The organism is Duganella sp. AC917 (genome assembly GCF_979258245.1).
The window spans coordinates 2,908,834-2,927,510 of the sequence record NZ_OZ409848.1; the positions used below are offsets into that span (position 1 = coordinate 2,908,834).

18 protein-coding genes are annotated in these 18,677 nt (G+C 64.6%); 10 read left to right on the plus strand and 8 right to left on the minus strand.

Annotated elements, in window-relative coordinates; all coding sequences use genetic code 11:
* Nucleotides 1-85 precede the first annotated feature (85 nt).
* Nucleotides 86-934, minus strand: coding sequence for an SDR family oxidoreductase (locus ACZ0BA_RS12485; RefSeq protein WP_463451590.1), 849 nt, complete (start codon nt 932-934; stop codon nt 86-88).
* A 126-nt stretch (nt 935-1,060) separates the two neighbouring features.
* Between ACZ0BA_RS12485 and ACZ0BA_RS12490 the strand changes: the two genes are divergently transcribed.
* The 7 genes from ACZ0BA_RS12490 to ACZ0BA_RS12520 all read left to right on the plus strand — a co-directional run bounded on the left by ACZ0BA_RS12490 (nt 1,061) and on the right by ACZ0BA_RS12520 (nt 9,179).
* Nucleotides 1,061-1,480 carry a winged helix-turn-helix transcriptional regulator gene (locus ACZ0BA_RS12490; protein WP_463451591.1) on the plus strand — a complete coding sequence of 140 codons (420 nt, stop codon included), beginning with the start codon at nt 1,061-1,063 and terminating at the stop codon, nt 1,478-1,480.
* A 73-nt stretch (nt 1,481-1,553) separates the two neighbouring features.
* Complete coding sequence (locus ACZ0BA_RS12495) at nt 1,554-3,752, plus strand: ATP-binding protein (protein ID WP_463451592.1); 2,199 nt, start codon at nt 1,554-1,556, stop codon at nt 3,750-3,752.
* Nucleotides 3,753-3,819: 67 nt separating this feature from the next.
* Nucleotides 3,820-4,038: a hypothetical protein gene (locus ACZ0BA_RS12500; RefSeq protein WP_463451593.1), complete on the plus strand. Its 219-nt coding sequence runs from the start codon at nt 3,820-3,822 to the stop codon at nt 4,036-4,038.
* Between the two features lie 65 nt (nt 4,039-4,103).
* Entirely contained in the window at nt 4,104-4,658 is a 555-nt protein-coding gene (locus ACZ0BA_RS12505; RefSeq protein ID WP_463451594.1) for a phasin family protein, read from the plus strand.
* 107 nt (nt 4,659-4,765) lie between these two features.
* Entirely contained in the window at nt 4,766-6,406 is a 1,641-nt protein-coding gene (locus tag ACZ0BA_RS12510) for a VRR-NUC domain-containing protein (RefSeq protein WP_463451595.1), read from the plus strand.
* Nucleotides 6,394-8,742, plus strand: coding sequence for an ATP-dependent DNA helicase (locus ACZ0BA_RS12515; protein ID WP_463451596.1), 2,349 nt, complete (start codon nt 6,394-6,396; stop codon nt 8,740-8,742). Before ACZ0BA_RS12510 ends, ACZ0BA_RS12515 begins: the two co-directional genes overlap by 13 nt.
* Nucleotides 8,743-8,867: 125 nt before the next feature.
* Nucleotides 8,868-9,179: a PEP-CTERM sorting domain-containing protein gene (locus ACZ0BA_RS12520; protein ID WP_463451597.1), complete on the plus strand. Its 312-nt coding sequence runs from the start codon at nt 8,868-8,870 to the stop codon at nt 9,177-9,179.
* Nucleotides 9,180-9,193: 14 nt separating this feature from the next.
* Here the strand turns inward: ACZ0BA_RS12520 and ACZ0BA_RS12525 are convergent, their stop codons facing one another.
* The 7 genes from ACZ0BA_RS12525 to trhA all read right to left on the minus strand — a co-directional run bounded on the left by ACZ0BA_RS12525 (nt 9,194) and on the right by trhA (nt 14,118).
* Complete coding sequence (locus tag ACZ0BA_RS12525; RefSeq protein WP_463451598.1) at nt 9,194-9,937, minus strand: LytR/AlgR family response regulator transcription factor; 744 nt, start codon at nt 9,935-9,937, stop codon at nt 9,194-9,196.
* Between the two features lie 16 nt (nt 9,938-9,953).
* Nucleotides 9,954-11,036 carry a sensor histidine kinase gene (locus ACZ0BA_RS12530; RefSeq protein WP_463451599.1) on the minus strand — a complete coding sequence of 361 codons (1,083 nt, stop codon included), beginning with the start codon at nt 11,034-11,036 and terminating at the stop codon, nt 9,954-9,956.
* Nucleotides 11,037-11,038: 2 nt separating this feature from the next.
* Nucleotides 11,039-11,746, minus strand: a complete 708-nt coding sequence (locus tag ACZ0BA_RS12535; RefSeq protein WP_463451600.1) for a LiaI-LiaF-like domain-containing protein — start codon at nt 11,744-11,746, stop codon at nt 11,039-11,041.
* On the minus strand, nt 11,743-12,120 hold the full coding sequence (locus ACZ0BA_RS12540) for a LiaI-LiaF-like domain-containing protein (RefSeq protein ID WP_463451601.1): 378 nt from the start codon (nt 12,118-12,120) through the stop codon (nt 11,743-11,745). Before ACZ0BA_RS12540 ends, ACZ0BA_RS12535 begins: the two co-directional genes overlap by 4 nt.
* A gap of 122 nt (nt 12,121-12,242) precedes the next feature.
* A complete protein-coding gene (locus ACZ0BA_RS12545) occupies nt 12,243-12,404 on the minus strand; it encodes a hypothetical protein (protein WP_463451602.1) in 162 nt (53 codons plus the stop codon).
* A 183-nt stretch (nt 12,405-12,587) separates the two neighbouring features.
* On the minus strand, nt 12,588-13,469 hold the full coding sequence (locus ACZ0BA_RS12550; RefSeq protein WP_463451603.1) for a LysR substrate-binding domain-containing protein: 882 nt from the start codon (nt 13,467-13,469) through the stop codon (nt 12,588-12,590).
* Nucleotides 13,470-13,500: 31 nt separating this feature from the next.
* Nucleotides 13,501-14,118, minus strand: a complete 618-nt coding sequence (trhA, locus tag ACZ0BA_RS12555; protein ID WP_463451604.1) for a PAQR family membrane homeostasis protein TrhA — start codon at nt 14,116-14,118, stop codon at nt 13,501-13,503.
* 290 nt (nt 14,119-14,408) lie between these two features.
* Here trhA and ACZ0BA_RS12560 point away from each other — a divergent pair, with 290 nt between their 5' ends.
* From ACZ0BA_RS12560 to ACZ0BA_RS12570, 3 genes are all read left to right on the plus strand, one after another.
* Nucleotides 14,409-14,804: a BlaI/MecI/CopY family transcriptional regulator gene (locus ACZ0BA_RS12560; RefSeq protein ID WP_463451605.1), complete on the plus strand. Its 396-nt coding sequence runs from the start codon at nt 14,409-14,411 to the stop codon at nt 14,802-14,804.
* Nucleotides 14,801-16,414, plus strand: coding sequence for a peptidoglycan DD-metalloendopeptidase family protein (locus ACZ0BA_RS12565; RefSeq protein ID WP_463451606.1), 1,614 nt, complete (start codon nt 14,801-14,803; stop codon nt 16,412-16,414). Before ACZ0BA_RS12560 ends, ACZ0BA_RS12565 begins: the two co-directional genes overlap by 4 nt.
* A 111-nt stretch (nt 16,415-16,525) precedes the next feature.
* On the plus strand, nt 16,526-18,673 hold the full coding sequence (locus tag ACZ0BA_RS12570) for a TonB-dependent receptor plug domain-containing protein (RefSeq protein ID WP_463451607.1): 2,148 nt from the start codon (nt 16,526-16,528) through the stop codon (nt 18,671-18,673).
* Nucleotides 18,674-18,677: the final 4 nt, after the last annotated feature.

Consider the following 18,677-nt stretch of genomic DNA (forward strand, 5'->3'; position numbering starts at 1 on the left):
ACGCAAAGAAAGTCGCCTCAGCCTTAACGCGCTCAAGATCGCGTTAAATGCCGAGGCGGCTTTTTTTCATTCCTGAATGCTAGATCTACAGCGCCGCCTTGACGGCGTCGGCCAGCGTGATCGTCGGATGGCCGATCAGCTTGCTCAACGCATGGCCGCTATCGTCCAGCGCGCCCTTGGCGGCGGCCGCGTCGGAATCGGAGATCAGCTCGGCCAGCGGCGCCGGCAGGCCCACCCCCATCAACATCCCGCGATACTCCTGCTCCGGCAAGTTATGGAATGGCACCTGCTTGCCGGACTGGCGCGACAATTCCGCTGCCAGTTCGGCCAACGTGAACGCGGTGTCGCCCGCCAGCTCGTACACTTGCTCGACCGGGCCCGCGCTCGACAGAACTGCTGCCGCCGCGTCGGCGTAGTCCGCACGGGCGGCGGCGGCGATGCGCCCTTCCCCCGCCGCGCCGGCCAACGCGCCATGCGCCAGCGCGCCACCCAGTCCGGCGGTATAGTTTTCAATGTACCAGCCATTGCGCAGCAGGCTGTAGTTCAGGCCGGAGGCGCGGATCAGCGCTTCCGTTTCGCGGTGTTCGGGAGCGAGCGAGAGTTGGCTGCTGTCGGCGCGCAAGACGCTGGTGTAGACGAACAGCCCGACCCCGGCGCGCACCGCGGCGTCGATCACGGCGCGGTGCTGCGGCACCCGGCGGCCCAACTCGTTCGACGAGATCAGCAGCAACTTGGTGGCGCCCGCGAAAGCGCTGTCGAGCGACGCGGCGTCGTCATAGTCCGCGCGACGGACCTGCACGCCCTGGGCGGCCAGGTCGGCAGCCTTGGCCACGTCGCGCACGGCGGCAACGATGTGTGCGGCGGGGGTGGTCTTCAGCAGGCTGGCGATTACCAGGCGGCCCAGTTGGCCGGTTGCACCAGTAACAATAATCATCATTTTTCCTTTGAATTGAGTGCCGCAGGGGACGTTCCGTGCGGTCGGGTTCATCATAAAGCCTATACTTTCGAATTGTAAGTACGTACAATTTAGTAAGTGCCCTCATCCAGAACGGAAACCGCCATGCCCGAGCCGAAAACCAGCAAATCCCTGCGCAACAGTCTTGCCGCCCTCAGCGATGAGCGCCGCGCCCAGGTGCTTGCCGCCGACTGCCCGTCGCGCGCGGTACTGGCCCATATCACCAGCCGCTGGGGCGTGCTGGTGCTTGTCGTGCTGCTCGATGGCACCCACCGCTTCAGCCAGTTGCGGCGCGCGATCGGCGGCGTCAGCGAGAAAATGTTGGCGCAAACGCTAGACGGCCTGGCCTACGACGGCCTGGTGCTGCGCGTGGCGCAACAGGTGATGCCGCCGCACGTGGAGTACAGCCTGACGCCGATGGGGCGCGAGGCGGCCGAGCGGCTGGAGGCGCTGGTCGACTGGATCGAGGATAACTTTCCACAAATTCGACAGGCGCAGGAGGCGGCCGAGACAGTGGCGGCATAAACGACTGGCAGGTCCAACCCATCTTGTAATACACTAGTTTTCACCTCCGCCTTGCTGAACCGGACCCTTTGCCATGATGCCGCCGTTCTCACCCGATCAGCCGCACACGATACTGATCGCCACCAGCGCGGCGTACGATCACGTCACGATGGGCAAGACGCTGGGCAGGTATGGCTACGACGTGCGCGCCGTCGGCCGCGGCGACGAGGCGTTGCGCATAGCCGAGGCCGGTGGCGTCGCCCTGGCCGTGCTGGACGCGGCGCTGGCCGGCAGCGCCGGCCTGGAATTGTGCCAGCGCCTGCGCCATGCGGGCGGACCGGATTTACCCATCTTCATTTTGTCGGGTTCGCCCAGCGAGGACGAACGCGCGCGCGCGGGCGCGGTGGGCGCCGAAGCCTATCTGCCGCTCAGCTTCAACGCCGACGACCTGGCTGAAAAAATCCTGCTGCGCCTGGGCGCCGTCTCGCCGGCGCCCATCGAAGCCGAACTGCCGGCCATGTCCACGCTGGAGGTCAACTATCACGCCATGCTGTCCGGCTCGCCTGACGCCATTTTGCTGCTGCAACGCGGCAGTCACCGCATCCTGGACGTCAACCGTCGCACCCGCGAGCTGTTCGGGCTGACCGCGACTGAGCTGGTGCAAACGCATTTTCCGTCGCTGTGTCCGCCCGCGCAGCCGGACGGGCGCGCCTCGCCCCAGGTGTTCGCCGAGCACGTCGAGCAGGTCATGGCCGGCGGCGTGCAGGTGTTCGAGCTGACCATGCGACACAGTTCCGGGCGCGCGGTGTGTTGCGAGCTGCGCATGGTGCCGCTCCACTCCGGGCCGCACCGGCTGATGCATGTGCGCGTGGTCGATGTCACGCGCAGCAAGCTGGCCGAGGCGCTGCGCGACGGCAAGAACCGCTTGCTGGAGATGATCGCCCGGGCCGCGCCGCTGCGCGATATCCTCAACCGCCTGATGCTGGTGATCGAATCGCAGTCCGAGGACGTGATGTGCACCGCGATGCTGCTGGCGCCGGACGGCGTCACGGTCCAGGTCGGCGCGGGCCCGAGCATGCCGCCGGATTATCTTGCCGCCCTCGAAGGCCTCGCGACCGGTCCGGTGGCCGGCTCCTGCGGCACCGCCATCCACCGCAAGCAAACGGTGGTGGTGGCCGACATCATGAACGATCCGCTGTGGGCCGATTACAAGTCGGTGGCCGCGCAATACGGCTTGCGCGCGTGCTGGTCGATGCCGATCATGCTCGACAAGGACACCGTGCTCGGTTCGTTTGCGATGTACTACCGCGAAGTGCGCACGCCCAGCGCCGAGGACCTGAGCCTGATCGGCGCGGCCACCTACATTGCCGGCATCGCCATCGTGCGCACCCGCCGCGAGGAAGAGCTGCGGCGCCATCGCGAACATCTGGAGGAACTGGTGGCGGCGCGCACGGCCGAGCTGCTGCAGGCCAAGGACGAAGCCGAGCACATCAACGAAGAACTGAGTACCGCGCTCGACAACCTCAGCCTGACGCAGGAGGAGCTGGTCCGGCGCGACAAGTTGGCCGCGCTGGGCGCGCTGGTGGCCGGCGTCGCGCACGAGCTCAACACGCCGATCGGCAACAGTCTGGTGATGGCCAGCAGCATGAGCGAGCGCACGGCCGAATTGCGGCGCGACCTCGACAGCGGCCTGCGCCGCTCGGTGCTGGAGAGCTATCTGAAGGAAGCCGCCAGCGCGGACGAGGTGGTGGTGCGCAACCTGAGCCGCGCGGCGTCGCTGGTGGCCAGCTTCAAGCACATCGCCGTCGACAGCGCCAGTTCGCAGCGCGCCCGCTTTGCGCTGGGCGACCCGATCGCGCAACTGCTGCAACCGCTCGAGGCCGGCCTGCGCCAGCACGGCCTGAGGCTCGAGGAAGACGTCGACCACATGCTGGAAATGGACAGCTATCCTGGACCGCTCAGCCAGGCGCTGCACAACCTGATCGAAAACAGCATCCTGCACGGCTTCGACGGCCACCGCGCGGGCACGATCACGCTGTCGGCCCGCGACGGCGGCAACGGCGAGGTCGTCATCGAAGTCGGCGACAACGGTGCCGGCATTCCGGCCGCCAACCTGCCGCGCATCTACGATCCCTTCTTCACCACCCGGCTCGGCGCCGGCGGCTCAGGGCTGGGCCTGTACATTACCCACAACATCGTCACCGGCGTGCTGGGCGGACGCATCGAGGTCAGCAGCACCGAAGGCGAAGGCGCGCGCTTCACCTTGCGGCTGCCCAAGGTGGCGCCGCTGTGAGGCCGCAAGCAATGATGTCATCCCGACACGCATCGCCTCCGGCGCCGATTTGCTGTACGCTCGAAGCATGATCAATATCAATACGCGGGCCGCAGCCGTGCTCACACTGCTGACACTGTCGCTGTGCAGCGCCCAGCTCAGCGCGGGGCCGGCGCCCTGGTGGCAATACCGCAGCAAAGTCGACGGCAAACTGGCGTGTTCGCAAACGCCACTGGGCGCCGGCTGGGAGAAGGCTGCGGGACCGTTCAAAGATAGCCGTTGCGAAAAGTTAGTTCTTGCTAAATAATGGACCCACAACAACACGGGAGAACCCCGGGGCATTACATACCATCATCATAATGAGGAGACTGTATGTTTACGAATCCCGAGCAATTTGCCAACGCCACAAAAGCCCTGTTTGAATTCCAACTTGAAACATTTAACGCGCTGACCAGCAAGGCGGTGCAAGGCGTCGAGCAGGTGGTCGCGCTGAACATGGCCACCGCCAAGTCGCAGATCGAGGACGGACTGGCCACCGGCAAGGAAATGAGCCAGGCGGCCGACCCGAAAGCGGCGATGACCCTGGCAGCCACCAAACTGCAGCCCGGGGTTGCCGGCGCCAACGCCTACAACCAGCAGCTGGGCGTGATCATTGCCGAGATCCGCGAAGAGTTCACCCGCGCCGCCGACGCCCACGTGGCCGAGGCCAAGAGCAATCTGAGCGCGCTGATCTACGACGTCACCAAAAACGTCCGTCCGGGCTCGGAAAACGCGGTGCAAATCGTCAAAACCGCTATCGACAACGCCTTCAACGGCTACGAGCAAGTCACCAAAGCCACAAAGCAGGCGGTGCAATCGGTGGAGGCGCAGATCGCCAAAGCCAGCGAAATGGTGGAGAAAAACACCCCCGCCTCCAAGCAAGCCTGATCCGATCCTCCCCGGCAGGTGTTGATTTTGCTGGGCAAGCAGTGCTGAAAGCGATACACTGTATATAAATACAGTTTATCGCTCTCCTCGCTTCCGCTTCCCCTGCAATGATCAAAGTTCTCGACAACGCGTTTTATTACCTGGATAACTTCCATCAGGTGCTGACGTGGATCGGCGACCGTTACGACGATCTGCTGACCACAGAGGAACGCGATTTCATCACGGCCTTCCCCACGCTGCCGCAAGCGTCGCGCGCGCTGCTGGTACGCATGGTCATGCGCAAGGGAACGCTGTTTAGAGCCAGCAAGCTGGCTTACGCCGAAATCGGCAGCGCCCATGAGGCCGCCCGTCCACTGGCGGCGCTGGGCCTGATCGAGGAAGATCCGCTGCTGCATCTGGAGCAACTGTTCGATCTGCTGCAAAAGCCGGAAATCGGCAAGATCTTCCAGCTGACCCCGCACGTGCGGCAGTTGCGCAAGAGCGAGCAGCTCGAGGCGCTGCGCGAACAGTACGACGGCCAGCATCGCTTTTCCAACTGGTATGAGAATTCCGGCGACCACGTCTACAGTCATCTGACGCAGCAACTGTGCGACCGCCTGCGCCTTATCTTCTTCGGCAACTATCATCAGGACTGGACCGAGTTCGTGTTGTCCGACCTGGGCATCTATCAATACGAAAAGGTGGCGTTTTCGCCGGCCGCGCGCGGCTTCCGCAGCCGCCGCGACATCGACGATTTCCTGATGCTGCACCAGTGCCACGAGCGCTTTGTCGACGGCGAAGACCCGGCCGACGTGATCCGCGATCTGCCGCCGCGCTCGGACGATAACGAATGGCTGCGCAGCCGCCGCGACAAGCTGACCTTCACCATCGCCCAGCATGTGGAAAAACTGGCCGACTGGAAGGCCGCGCACGCGCTGTATGCAAGCTGCCACTATCCCGGCGCCCGCGCGCGCGCCATCCGCGTGCTGGAAAAGGACGAGCAGCCGCGCGAGGCCTTCGACCTGCTGCAAATCGCGTTGCAGCAGCCCGAGAGCGAGGCCGAGCGCCAGCAGCTGCTGCGCATGGCGCCGCGCCTGGCGCGCAAGCTGGGCCACGCCAAGCCGGCGCGCACGCCGCTGGCGCAAGCGCTGCGCATCGATCTGAGCCTGCCGCCGCCGCAGGAACCGAGCTACGTCGAGTTTGTCGTGCGCGACCACCTGACGCGCGAGGACGCGCCGGTGTATTACGTTGAAAATTCGCTGATCAATTCCCTGTTCGGCCTGCTGTGCTGGGAGGCGGTGTTCCACCCGATACCGGGCGCCTTCTTCCATCCCTACCATCGCGGCCCGGCCGACCTGCACAGCGCCGATTTCCAGCGCCGCCGCGCGCAGCAATTCGCCGATTGCCTGGCGCAGCTCGACGGCGACCAGTATCGCGCCACCATCCTGTCCAACTATGCGGCCAAGACCGGCATCCAGTCGCCCTTCCTGTACTGGGAGGCGCTCGACGAAGACCTGATCGGGCTGGCGCTCGACTGCATTCCGCCGCTGCACCTGAAGCGCGCTTTCGAACGCATCCTGCTCGACATCAAGGCCAACCGCAGCGGCTTCCCGGACCTGATCCAGTTCTGGCCCGCCGAGCGGCGCTACAACATGATCGAGGTCAAGGGTCCCGGCGACCGGCTGCAGGACAACCAGCTGCGCTGGATCGAATACTGCGCCACGCACCAGATGCCGATCTCGGTCTGCTATCTGCAATGGGCGGCATGAGCGCGGGCGCGGCCACTTACACCGTCGCCGTGCGCGCGTTGTGCGAGTTCACCGCCAAGACCGGCGACCTGGATCTGCGCTTCACGCCCTCACCGACCGCGCAAGAAGGCATCGCCGGCCACGCACTGGTGACCTCGCGCCGCGACGAGGACTACGAAACCGAGATCCCGCTGTCCGGCGACTTCGGCCCGCTGCATGTGCGCGGCCGCGCCGACGGTTACGACCGCCGCGCCAACCGCATCGAGGAAATCAAGACCTATCGCGGCGACTTGAAGAAGATGCCCGACAACCAGCGCCAGCTCCATTGGGCGCAGGTGAAAATCTACGGCCATCTGCTGTGCAAGGAGCAAGGCCTGGACAAGGTGCATCTGGCGCTGGTGTACTTCGACATCGGCAGCCAGAAAGAAACCATGCTGCACGAGGAGCACACGGCGCTCGGCCTGCGCGCGTATTTCGACCAGCAGTGCGGCCTGTTCCTGCAATGGGCGGAAAAAGAGATGGCGCACCGCGAAGCGCGTGACACGCAGCTCAAGGCCATGCGTTTTCCGCACGCCGATTTCCGTCCCGGCCAGCGGCAATTGGCCGAGGCGATGTACAAGGCCAGCAACCGTGGCGTGTGCCTGCTGGCGCAGGCGCCCACCGGCATCGGCAAAACCGTGGGCAGCCTGTTCCCGATGCTGAAGGCGAGCGCCGAACATGGCGTCGACAAGGTGTTTTTCCTGGCCGCGAAAACCTCCGGCCGGCAGATGGCGCTGGACGCCGTCGACATCATCCGCGAAGGCGCGCCGCTGCTGCCTTTGCGCACCTTGGAGCTGGCGGCCAAGTCCACCGCCTGCGTCAATCCGGACAAGGCCTGCCACGGCGAATCGTGCCCGCTGGCCAAGGGCTTCTACGACCGGCTGCCGGCCGCGCGCCAGTCGGCGCTCGACATCATGCTGCCGCCGCCACCCGGCGGCGCCAACCCCGCGCAGCCGTCGTTCCTCGCGCTTGACCGCGAGACGCTGCGCGCGGTCGCGCTGGCGCACGATGTCTGCCCGTATTATCTGAGCAGCGAAATGGCGCGCTGGTGCGACATCGTCATCGGCGACTACAACTACTACTTCGACATCAGCGCCATGCTGCACAGCCTCACGCAGCTCAACGACTGGAAGGTCAACGTGCTGGTGGACGAGGCCCACAACATGGTTTCCCGCGCGCGCAAGATGTACTCGGCCGAGATGGAGCACGCCAGCCTGCGCATGCTGCGCAAGGTGGTGCCGGAGGAATTGAAAAAGCCGCTGGACCGCGTGCACCGCCAGTGGAATCAGCTGGAGAAGGATCAGACGGCCGAATACCAGTGCTACGCCACCCTGCCGGAGAAGTTCATGGGCGCGCTGCAGACGGCGTCCACCGCGATCTCCGACTACATGGCCGACCATCCGAGCTATGTCGACGCCGACCTGCAGGAGTTCTACTTCGGCGCCCTGCTGTTCGCGCGGCTGGCCGAGAGCTTCGGCGACCACGCGCTGTTCGACATCGAGAAAAGCGAAGGCGCCCGCGCCAGCCATTCGAACTCGGTGCTTTGCATCCGCAACATCGTGCCGGCGCCGTTCCTCAAGCCGCGCTTCGAGAGCACGCACACCACGGCGCTGTTTTCGGCCACGCTCAGTCCCTGGAACTACTTCGGCGACATGCTCGGCATGCCAGACACCACGGCCTGGGTCGATGTCGAATCGCCGTTCGTCGCCGAGCAGCTGTCGGTGCAGGTGGCTGCGCACATCTCGACGCGCTACCAGCATCGCCAGCAATCGCTGCGGCCCATCGCCGCCTTGATGGGGCGCCAGTACCAGCGACAGCCGGGCAATTACCTGGCCTTTTTCAGCAGCTTCGATTACATGGAGAAGGCGGCCAACCAGTTCGCGGAAGCCTATCCGGACGTGCCGGTGTGGCGCCAGTCGCGCCGCATGGACGAAGCCGAGCGCGCGCAGTTCCTGGCCCGCTTCACGCTGGACAGCGAAGGTATCGGCTTCGCGGTGCTGGGCGGCTCCTTCGGCGAAGGCGTCGACCTGCCCGGCGCGCGCCTGATCGGCGCCTTTGTCGCCACCCTGGGGCTGCCGCAGATCAATCCCGTCAACGAGCAAATCCGCTCACGCATGGACGCCATCTTTGGCGCCGGCTATGACTATACATACACCTATCCCGGACTGCAAAAGGTGGTGCAGGCGGCCGGCCGGGTGATCCGCACCCAGTCCGACCAAGGCACCGTCTACCTGATCGACGATCGCTTCGGCCGGCCCGAGATCCAGCAACTGATGCCGGCATGGTGGCGGATTGAATCCGCTAGCTCAACACCATAGCCGCACACTATTGACGACGTTGTCACAATGGGAAAATTAAATAAAATAATGATAATTATTCCATAGTATGATGACTGTCCGAGCTCACAAGGCTCCTGTTTATAACTGACAACAGGTATATGCCAATGCCGAAGACAATTTGCGTCATGCTATGCGCGCTGCTGCTGCTGATCAGCTCGCCATCATTTGCCGCCGTGATCATCGTTACCAACGATGAGGTCGCGTCCGGCCCCGCTCCGGTCTGGAATGCCAGCATCGATCCCCAAGCCTATTTGTCGAAATATGATTACAGCGCCACCACCGAGATCGCCAATCGGACGGACACGCTGCTGGTGCTGCCGGTGTCGTCGGTGCCGGAGCCCTCGGCGGTGCTGACCGTCATGCTCGGCCTGAGCATGCTGGGCATCGCAGCGCGCAAACAGAGCAAGCCGTTTTAACCACGTCGTCCAGCCTACTGGATCGCATCCCTGATTTTTTGATAGCCGCTGCGGCTGACGGGCAGCTTGACGCCGTCGCGCAGGATCGCCACGTGGCTGTCCTTGGTGGCCTGCTCGATGCGCTCGACCCGCGCGATGTTGACGATGTATGAGCGGTGGATACGCAGGAATTGTTCGCCGTCGAGCTGCCCCTCGAGTTCCGTCAGGCGCTGGTTCTTCAAGTAAGACTTTCCCTCCGCCCGTATCTGCACGTAGTCGTCCTGCGCTTCGATGTAGTCGATCTTGTCGCTGCCGATAACGTGCACCTTGGCGCCGTCGCGTATCAGCACCCGGCCCAACGGCTTGTTGCGGCCGGCCGCCTCGCGCACCATGTTCTCCACCCCGGGATCGGCGGCGGCCGCACCGGCACCCAGATTCGCGCGCGCATGCGCCAGCGCCTGGTCGAAGCGCTGCTGGCTGAAAGGCTTGAGCAGGTAGTCGAGCGCATGGAACTCGAACGCCTTGATCGCATACTGGTCGAAGGCGGTGGCGAAGATGTAGCGCGTTTTGGCGCCAGCCAGTTCGGCCACTTCGAAGCCGTCCAGCTTGGGCATCTGGATATCGAGTATCACCACGTCTGGCGACAACTCGGTGATCGCCTTGACCGCCTCGAAGCCGTTGGCGCATTCGGCCACGATCTCCACGTCCGCGTGTTCGGACAGGTACTCGCGCACCACCGCTCGCGCCAGCATTTCGTCGTCGACGATTACGATACGCATGCTCTGATCTCCGCCATTATTCTTCACCCTCGGTCGTTTGCGCCGGCATCGCGATCTCGACGCCGAAGCCGTTCTCGTTGAAGCCCCAGTGGATGCTGGCTTCGTGTTTGTAGGCGCCGGCCAGGCGCTGGCGCACATTGGTCAGGCCGATGCCGTTGCCCTGGCCCGGCGCCGCAGGCGGCATATCGGCGTCGACCGGATTGTCGACGCGGATGTACAGCATCGATCCGGCGCGCCGCGCGCCGACCCTGACGGTGCCGCCTTCCGGCAGATTGCAGATGCCGTGCTTGACGGCGTTCTCCACCAGCGGCTGGATGATCATCGGCGGCACCAGGCATGCCAGTGCGGCTTCGTCCAGCGCCTCCTCCACCCGCAGCCGCTGGCCGAAGCGCACCTGCTCGATCCCGAGGAAGTGCCGTATCAGCACCATCTCCTCGCCCAGCGTGACCTTCTTGTGTGACTCCATGCCCAGGCTCTGACGGAAGAAACTCGCCAGTTCAAGCGTCATGAGGCGCGCCGCCTTCGGGTCCTGCGAGGTCAGCGCGCTGATCGAATTAAGGCTGTTAAACAGGAAGTGCGGATCGATCTGCGTGCGCAGCATGCGCAGCTCGGCTTCCTGCGCCATCAGCAGCGATTCGAGCTCGCGCTGCTCGGCGTGTTTGGCGCGCACGAATTCGATCACCATGTAATGCAGCGCCGCCGCGAAGCCGTACAACAGGACGCCCAAGCCGACGATCAGCGCCGACAGCTGCCGGGTGATGTCGATGCCCGCCCACCCGACGCCAAGCAGCATGGTCACGCCGTTCCACACATGCCCCAGCAGCAGCCACAGTATCCCGCACACCAGCGCCGCCGCCATCAGCGCCAGCGCGATCGCCAGCGGCGCACGGCTGCCCAGCGGATAGGCGCGACACATGTAATAGGCCGAGTAGCCGGCCGCGAAAGCGTACACCAGGTTGATCGGAATGGCGAACAGCATGGCGTTGGCCATCGGCGTATCGCTGGAGAGCGCGATCACCGCGCCCAGCGCGACGCCGATGAACAGCCACGCGACCAGGTAGATGCCGGCGCCACGCCGGTCGGAAGAGGTCTCCCGCATTCTTAGTTACGGACTTCCAGCCCACCCATAATGGCGTAGCCGCGCACGTACAGTACCTTGCCGGGCGCGGCCGGCGGCACGGTCTTCTCCTCGAAGCCGCCCATGATCGGCGTGCCCTGCAAAACCACGGTCCAGTCGACCGGCACCTTGATGATGACGCCGCCGAACAGCGAGAACACGTTGAGCACCGCCTCGCCGTTGATCGAGCTTTGACGCAGATCGAGATCGCAGCCGCCCATCACCGCGGTGATTTCGCCTCCGCGAAAATCTGCGGTGATGATGCGGCGCTTGAAGGCGCCCATGAACGAGACAATGTCGACGTCCATCTGTTCGAACTCGTTGTCGAGCTTGGAGCTTGCCTGCTTGAAGGCGGCGCGGCCGGCGGTCGATTTGTACACCACCGCGATGCCGAAGACGATCAGCAGGACCGGCCATAACGACTGCCAGTGGATATCGAAGATGCCGAGGCGGCGCAGGAATATCAGGCCGCCGGCGGCGATCAGGCCCGCGCCGATCAACCGGCCCGACGAGGTGCGGGTTTGCATCAACTTGAGCGTGCCGAAGAAAACCAGTGCGAGCGGCAGCAGGTGGCGCCGGAAATCGAGGTCGATCCAGCCCAGGTTATCGACCAGGAACAGCAGGCCGATGACGATGACCGCGACACCGATGGCCATCTGCGATTTTGGATCGGTTCTGGAGAAGGAGCTCATTTTTGCTCCCTGGCGGCGGCGAAGATATTATCGAGCAGTGGCCGCAGCAGCAGGCCCACGCCGGCGGCGACAATCAGCGCCGGCCACGTGTCGCCGAAGCCCCAGCCCCAGATGCGGTTGAAGGAGACGTACCACCAGCCGGCAAAGAAGATGTTGGCCAGGCCGCTGAGCAGATACTGCGGCGTGGTGGGCGGAATGATCTGGATGATGCCGGTCAGGACGAGCAGCCATGGCCAGTAGCGCCACAGGCGGATGATGTCGACGTCGAAGTCAATGTAGCCGGCGCGTTCCAGCAGGAAGGCACAGCCGACGGCGATCATCAGCAACCCCCAGACCAGTTGTTTGCGCCATTGGTAAGCTATTTCTGCGTTCATATGCGTTCCCCTTGTAGGTATGGATAGAACAATACCGGGGAACGGGAGGCGCGGAAACCGCTATTCGGCGAATAGCGGAAAACAGCAGGTGAATGACGAAAGGCCGGGGCACCGGCCGGAAGTCACGAGCGGCCGCCGTTGCTGACCTTGGGCTCGAACATCAACATGCCCCAGCCCAGCTGGCGACGGATTTCCTCGGGCTTCGGTGGCGGCTTGATGTCGCGCGTGCGGCGCTCGAGGTAGGCCCTGACCAGATGCTTGGATGGATGCGTAGTCTGCGACATGATGTTCTCCCAGTCAGCAACCCTGTTGTTGGTGCCGGTACTTGAGGCTACCGGCTTACCTGCTGCTGAGCTTTCATCTGACGATGCGCTCCAAGCACGCAAATCCAGTTTATATAGCTATGCTATCAATATCTGTACGCCGCCACACACTGGCAAGCTTCATGACTTTCCTGCCGGTTCGGCTTACAGCTTACGTTGCAGGAACTCCAGGAAGCAGCTGATGCGCTGAGCCAGCTGCGTGTTGCGGTAATAAACCGCGTGGATCTGCTGCCGGTAGCCGGTGTAGCTGTTCTCGAGCACCTTGACCAGGCGGCCGGCGTCGAGATCGGCGTGCGTCATGAAGTCCGCCAGGCAAACGATCCCCTGCCCGGCCAGCGCCAGCTGGCGCAAGGTCTCGCCGCTGGAGGCGGAGATCGACGGCGTGATCTGCAGGCTGTTGCCGGTGGCGTGCCGCAGCGGCCAGCTGTTGCCTTGCTCGTACTGCGCGAAGCCGATCAGCGAGTGGGCCGCCAGGTCCTCCGGCGTTTGCGGCGTGCCGTGCCGCGCCAGATAGTCGGGACTTGCCAGCACGTAGAGCGGACTGGAACTGAGGGCGCGCGCGTGCAAGGTCGAATCGGTCAGCGCGCCGATGCGGATGGCGACGTCGGTGCGGTGCTCGATCAAATCGGCGATCTGGTCGTTGCTGCTCAATTCAAGCTTGATGTCCGGGTACAGCGCGCGAAATTCGGCCATGTGCGGCACCACGCAATGCAGCATGAACGGCGAGGCCGCGTCCACGCACAAGCGCCCGGCCGGCTTCTGGCGGCGGATGCGGATGCTCTCTTCGGCTTCCTCCATCGCGCCCATGATCGCCCGCGCGCGTTCGAGGAACAGGTGGCCCTCCTCGGTCAGCTCCATGCGGCGCGTGGTGCGCGTCAGCAGCGAGGTGGCCAGCTTGTCCTCGAGCCGCGACAGCGCGCGGCTCACGCCGGACGTCGTCTGGCCCAGGTGGACCGATGCCGCGCTGAGCGTGCCGCTGTCGATCACGGTGATAAAAGTTTTCAGATCGTCGGAATTGATATCCACGTTGTCAGCTCAAAAAATCGTTACGCCAAAGTTATGCCACATACAGCAGCACCGCGCCGAAATGGCATGCGCTGCCGCCCAGTACAAACAAATGCCAGACGCCGTGACCGTAGCGCCATTTGTGGTCGGTGACGAAGAAGGCGATGCCCACCGTGTACACCACGCCGCCGGCGGCCAGCCACATGAAGCCGTTCCAGCCCAGCGCGTCGATCAGCGGACTGGCGCCGATCACGCCGACCCATCCCATGGCGACGTAGATCACCAGCGATAGCACGCGCGCGCCTTTGGCATACCAGATCTCCTGCAGGATGCCGACGATGGCCAGGCTCCACACCACGCCGAACAACCACCAGCCCCACGGTCCGCGCAGGCTCACCAGCGTGAACGGCGTGTAGCTGCCGGCGATGAGCAGGTAGATGGCGCAATGGTCCATCCGCCGCAGCACGTCCTTGGCGCGGCCGCGCGTGCTGTGATACAGGGTCGAGGTCAGGTACAGTCCGAGCAAGGTGGCCGCGTAGACGCTGAAGCTGACCACCTTCCAGATGTCGCCGCTGCGCGCCGCCAGCACGATCAGCAGCGTGCCGCCAATGGCGGCCAGCACCGCGCCGATCACGTGCGTGATGCTGTTGAAGCGCTCTCCGTAATACATATGTGCTTCCAATGCAGGTGTGGCCACGGCAGGGATCGCTGTGGCAGGTGCATTGTATAGCGCATCGACGCCCGCCGTGATCGCATTCACCAGCGCTTAACCATGTGTCCGCGCGGCGCTACTTTCGGTCCGACCTGCGGCGACCACACTTTATTTGCAGTTATCAAAAACTCAATCGTAGCATATGAGGAATTAATTCAAAGCAATGTTACAAATTCATGCATTTGGCGATTGACTCGTTTGCGACATGTGTCGCATAATCATCCCAATAGTCGCATAAAGGTCCCGCCATGTCCGCCAACACCCCTATTCCCTCCGTCAGCGAGCTGACGCTGCTGAAAACGCTCTGGAAGCAGCAGCCGCTCAGTGCCCGCGAAATCCACGACGCCGCCGCCGACGAACTGGCGTGGTCGTTCTCGTCCACCCGCAAAACGCTGGACCGCATGCTGGAAAAGCGCATGGTCGGCGTGCAAATCGTCCACGGCATCAACGTCTACAGCGCGCAACTGGAGAAAGTCGGCACGCTGGCGGCGTTCGCGCACGACTTCGGCCGCCGCGTAATGGAAATGGACGCTCCACTGCCGATCGCCATGTTCACCGGCAGCAAACTGGTCGATCAGCAGGAACTGGCGCGATTGGAACAGATGCTGCACGATTGGCCCGACGACGAAGCGTCCAAGCCATGATGGCCGTCTACGTGATGCTGTTCAAATGGCTGCTGGCCGGCGTCAGCTGCGCGCTGGCCGGGCTGGCGATGTACTTGGTGCTGACCGCCGCGCTGCGCGTTTGGCCGGCGCTCGCGGGCCGCCGCGCGGTATGGCTGGCCGCGCAAATTGTCGTCGCCCTGGCGGCGCTGCTGCCCTTCCTGCCGCGTGGCGGGCAAATCAGCGTGGCGCCGGCCGTCACGCTCGGCGCCCGGGAGTCGTCGGCGATTCGCAGCCTGGCGCTGGAGGTTGGCGGCGACGGCGACGCGCATGCCGACGCGGAGCACTCTGGCGATGCCGGCATCGCGCCGCACGATGCGACAGGCGCGGCCGACCACCCGTCGCCGCCCATGACAATGCCCTCCGCGCTGACGGTGGCACTGCCTGTGTTGTGGGCCGCGTTGTACGCCGCCGGCCTGGCTGGCGCGCTGGCCCGACTGCTGCGCGCACACGTGCTGTGGCGGCGGTTGCTGGCGGCGGCGCGCTTGCTGTCGCCGCGCGAGTTGCTGGCGCACGGCGCGTTCAGCGAAGATCAATTGTCGGAGATCGGGCGCTCGCGCCTGACGGTGATGGAAACCGAGGCGGCAATCTCGCCCATGCTGATCGGCTTACGCCGGCCGGTGCTGCTGTTGCCACGCCACCTGCGGGAGTTCAGCGCCGACCAGCAGCAGATGATCGTCGCGCACGAGCTGCAGCACCGGCGTGCGCGCGATCCGTTCTGGCTGTGCGTGTCGACCGCGCTGCAAACGCTATTCTGGTTCAATCCCGCGCTGCGCTGGCTGGCCGCCAGGATGACATGGGCGCTGGAACTGGCGTGCGACCAACGCGTGCTGGCCGGCCGTCCGCAGCAACAGCGCAAGCGCTACGCCGCCGCGCTGCTGCAACAGTGGAAGACGCAGGCGACGATGCTCCCGAGCGGCGGCCTGGCGTTCGGCGGCATTCATGGCGACACCGTCGCCGCGCGCATCCTGCATATGCAAAAAACCTCGCTTCCGGCGTTGAACACCGTGGCCGCATGGACCGTCGCGGCACTGATGGCGGCGGTGCTGGCGACGGGCGCCTTGCTGCAGCCGGCGCTGGCGTTCAATAGCGAGCGCCAGGCCACGGCCGCACCGGCGGTTGTCGGTTCCGCGCAGCCGGCCGCCATTATGTGGCGCGATCCACTCGATAGAATGCGCGTGTCCGGCTTCTTCGGCGTGCGGCGCGACGTCTCGGACAGGCCGCACCAGGGCATCGACCTTGCGGCGCCCAAAGGCACGCCGATACACGCGGCCGCCGCCGGCACGGTGACCGCCGTCGGCGCGTTGGCCGAAAACAATGGCCGCTACGGCACCTCGGTCATCATCGACACCGGCGCGCGGCAAACGCTGTATGCGCATTTGAACAGCGTCGCTGTCAGGGCCGGCGATCGCGTCGCCGCGGGACAAGTGATCGGCGCGGTCGGAGAAACCGGCTTCGCAACCGGGCCGCACCTGCATTTCGAAGTGCGTCAGGATGGCCGGACGATCGATCCGGCAAACGTGCTTGCCGATCTGGATGCCCACGCCACCAGGCGCGCACTCAAGGTCCGTCGCCAGCAACAAGGCTACTAAGCGCCGCCACTCCCCTTTTCAATCATCCATTGCCGGTACGCCGCAGCCCTTCAAGGCTGCGGCAAGGCGAACTGCCGCCCAAAATTTGGCGCCAACCCTCAAGGAACCGATATGTCATTACACCGAATCGCCGGCGGCCTGCTGCTGATCTCCGCCGCCGGCGCCAGCGCCGCAGACCTGCCCGCGACGCTGCAAGTGCAGGTCACCGCTGCCCGCGCCGACCAGCGCCAGCGCGAAACCACCACCGCCATCGTCATCCAGCATGAGGAACTGGTGCGCCAGGGCGACCAGTCGCTGTCCGATGTGCTCAAGCGCCTGCCGGGCATCAGCATCTCCGGCACGCCCGGCCAGGGCGGCGCCATCAGCATGCGCGGCCTGGGCAACGGCTACACCCAGATCATGCTGAACGGCGAGCCGGTGGCGGCCGGCTTCTCGCTCGACACCATCGCGCCGGAGATGATCGAACGGATAGAAATCATGCGCAGCGCGACGGCGGAATTCAGCAATCAGGCGGTGGCCGGCGCCATCAACGTCATCCTGAAAAAGGCGGTCAAGCGCGGCCAGCGTTCGCTCAGCGCCAGCGCCGCCCGCCAGGCCGGCCATACCACGCCAACACTGACGGCCCAGCTTTCCGATCAAAGCGGAGGCTACTCGTACAGTCTGGCCGCGACGGTGCAGCGCAAGCACACCGACAAGCCCTTTACCGACTGGGAGGAGCAGCGCGACCCGAATGGCGCCGTGCTACTGCTGCGCCGCACGCCGCAAAACGATTCCGGACGCACCGACTCGCTGACGCTGACGCCGCGCCTGAACTGGAAGCTGGACGGTGGCGACACGGTGAGCTGGCAAAGCTTCGCCAATCTGCGCCGGGTCGACAATCGAAACCGCGCCGACGAGACGGCACTCGTCGGCGATAACAGCGAGTATCCGCGCAACTACGCCGACTTCGTCGCGGACTTCGTCATGCTGCGCAGCGACGTCACGTGGACGCACCAGATCTCCAATGGCGACAAACTGGAGACGAAAATCGGCGTGAACAGCAACCGGCGCAGCGGCAGTTTCGATTTCCACGGCATGGACATCGACGGACATGCCAAAGCACGGCACCTGGTCGATTCCGGTCCGTCGGAGACCGGCGTGACGGCCAGCGGCACTTATCGCCACCCGGTCGGCGAACGCCACGCGCTGGCGCTGGGCTGGGATGTCAGCCGCGCCGTGCGCAGCGAGGACCGTAACGAAACAACGTTCGATGCCGACGGCGCACAGACCGGCGCCAGTAACGCCGACTACCGCGCCAACGTCAACCGCGTGGCCTTCTTCGTGCAGGACGAATGGGAAGCGACCAAGAACTATTCGCTGTATCTGGGATTGCGCCACGAGCGGCTCGAGACCGCGAGCCGGGCCGACGCGGCCAACGCGCCCGACGCGCTGGACTCGCGCTCGGCGGTCTGGAGTCCGTCGCTGCAAACCCGCTATGCGCTGCCGAACAAGGACGTGCTGCGGCTGGCCGTCAGCCGCACCTACAAGGCGCCGCCGCTGGCCAAGCTGGTACCGCGCCGCTACACTATCGACAACAACAATAACCCTACCAATCCCGATGAACAGGGTAATCCGAATCTGCGTCCGGAACTGGCGTGGGGCGTGGACGCGGCCTATGAACACTACCTGGGCGACGCTGCGCTGGTCAGCGTCAGCGCCTATCTGCGGCGGATCCGAGACGTGACGATCACGCGTCTGTTCGAGCAGGATGGCGTATGGATCGAGGCGCCGTTCAACAACGGTAACGCCAGTGTGCGCGGCGTGGAGCTGGAAGCCAAACTGCCGCTGCGCCGTTTGCTGCGTGGCGCCCCGGCGATCGACCTGCGCGCCAACCTGGCACGCAACTGGTCGCATGTCGACAATGTGCCGGGACCGGACAACCGGCTCGAGAGCCAGACGCCGTTCACCGCCAATCTGGGCGCGGACTACCGCCCGGATGGCTCGGCGCTGACGGTCGGCGGCAACTTGAATTACCAGGCCGGCGGCCCGGTGCGGCAGGCGCGGCAGGTCCGGTTGGGCAGCAGTCCGAAGCGGGAACTCGATGTGTACGCGCTATGGAAAATCAACGCGAAGAGCCAGCTGCGCATCGCAGGCAGCAATCTGCTGCGGCAAACCTCGACCGAGTGGCACGATTACGCCGATGCCGACAGCGTGCGGCACCGGGTGACGGTGACGCCCGGTAGCGCCACCTTGCGGGTGATGCTGGAGTATCAACTGTGACGGC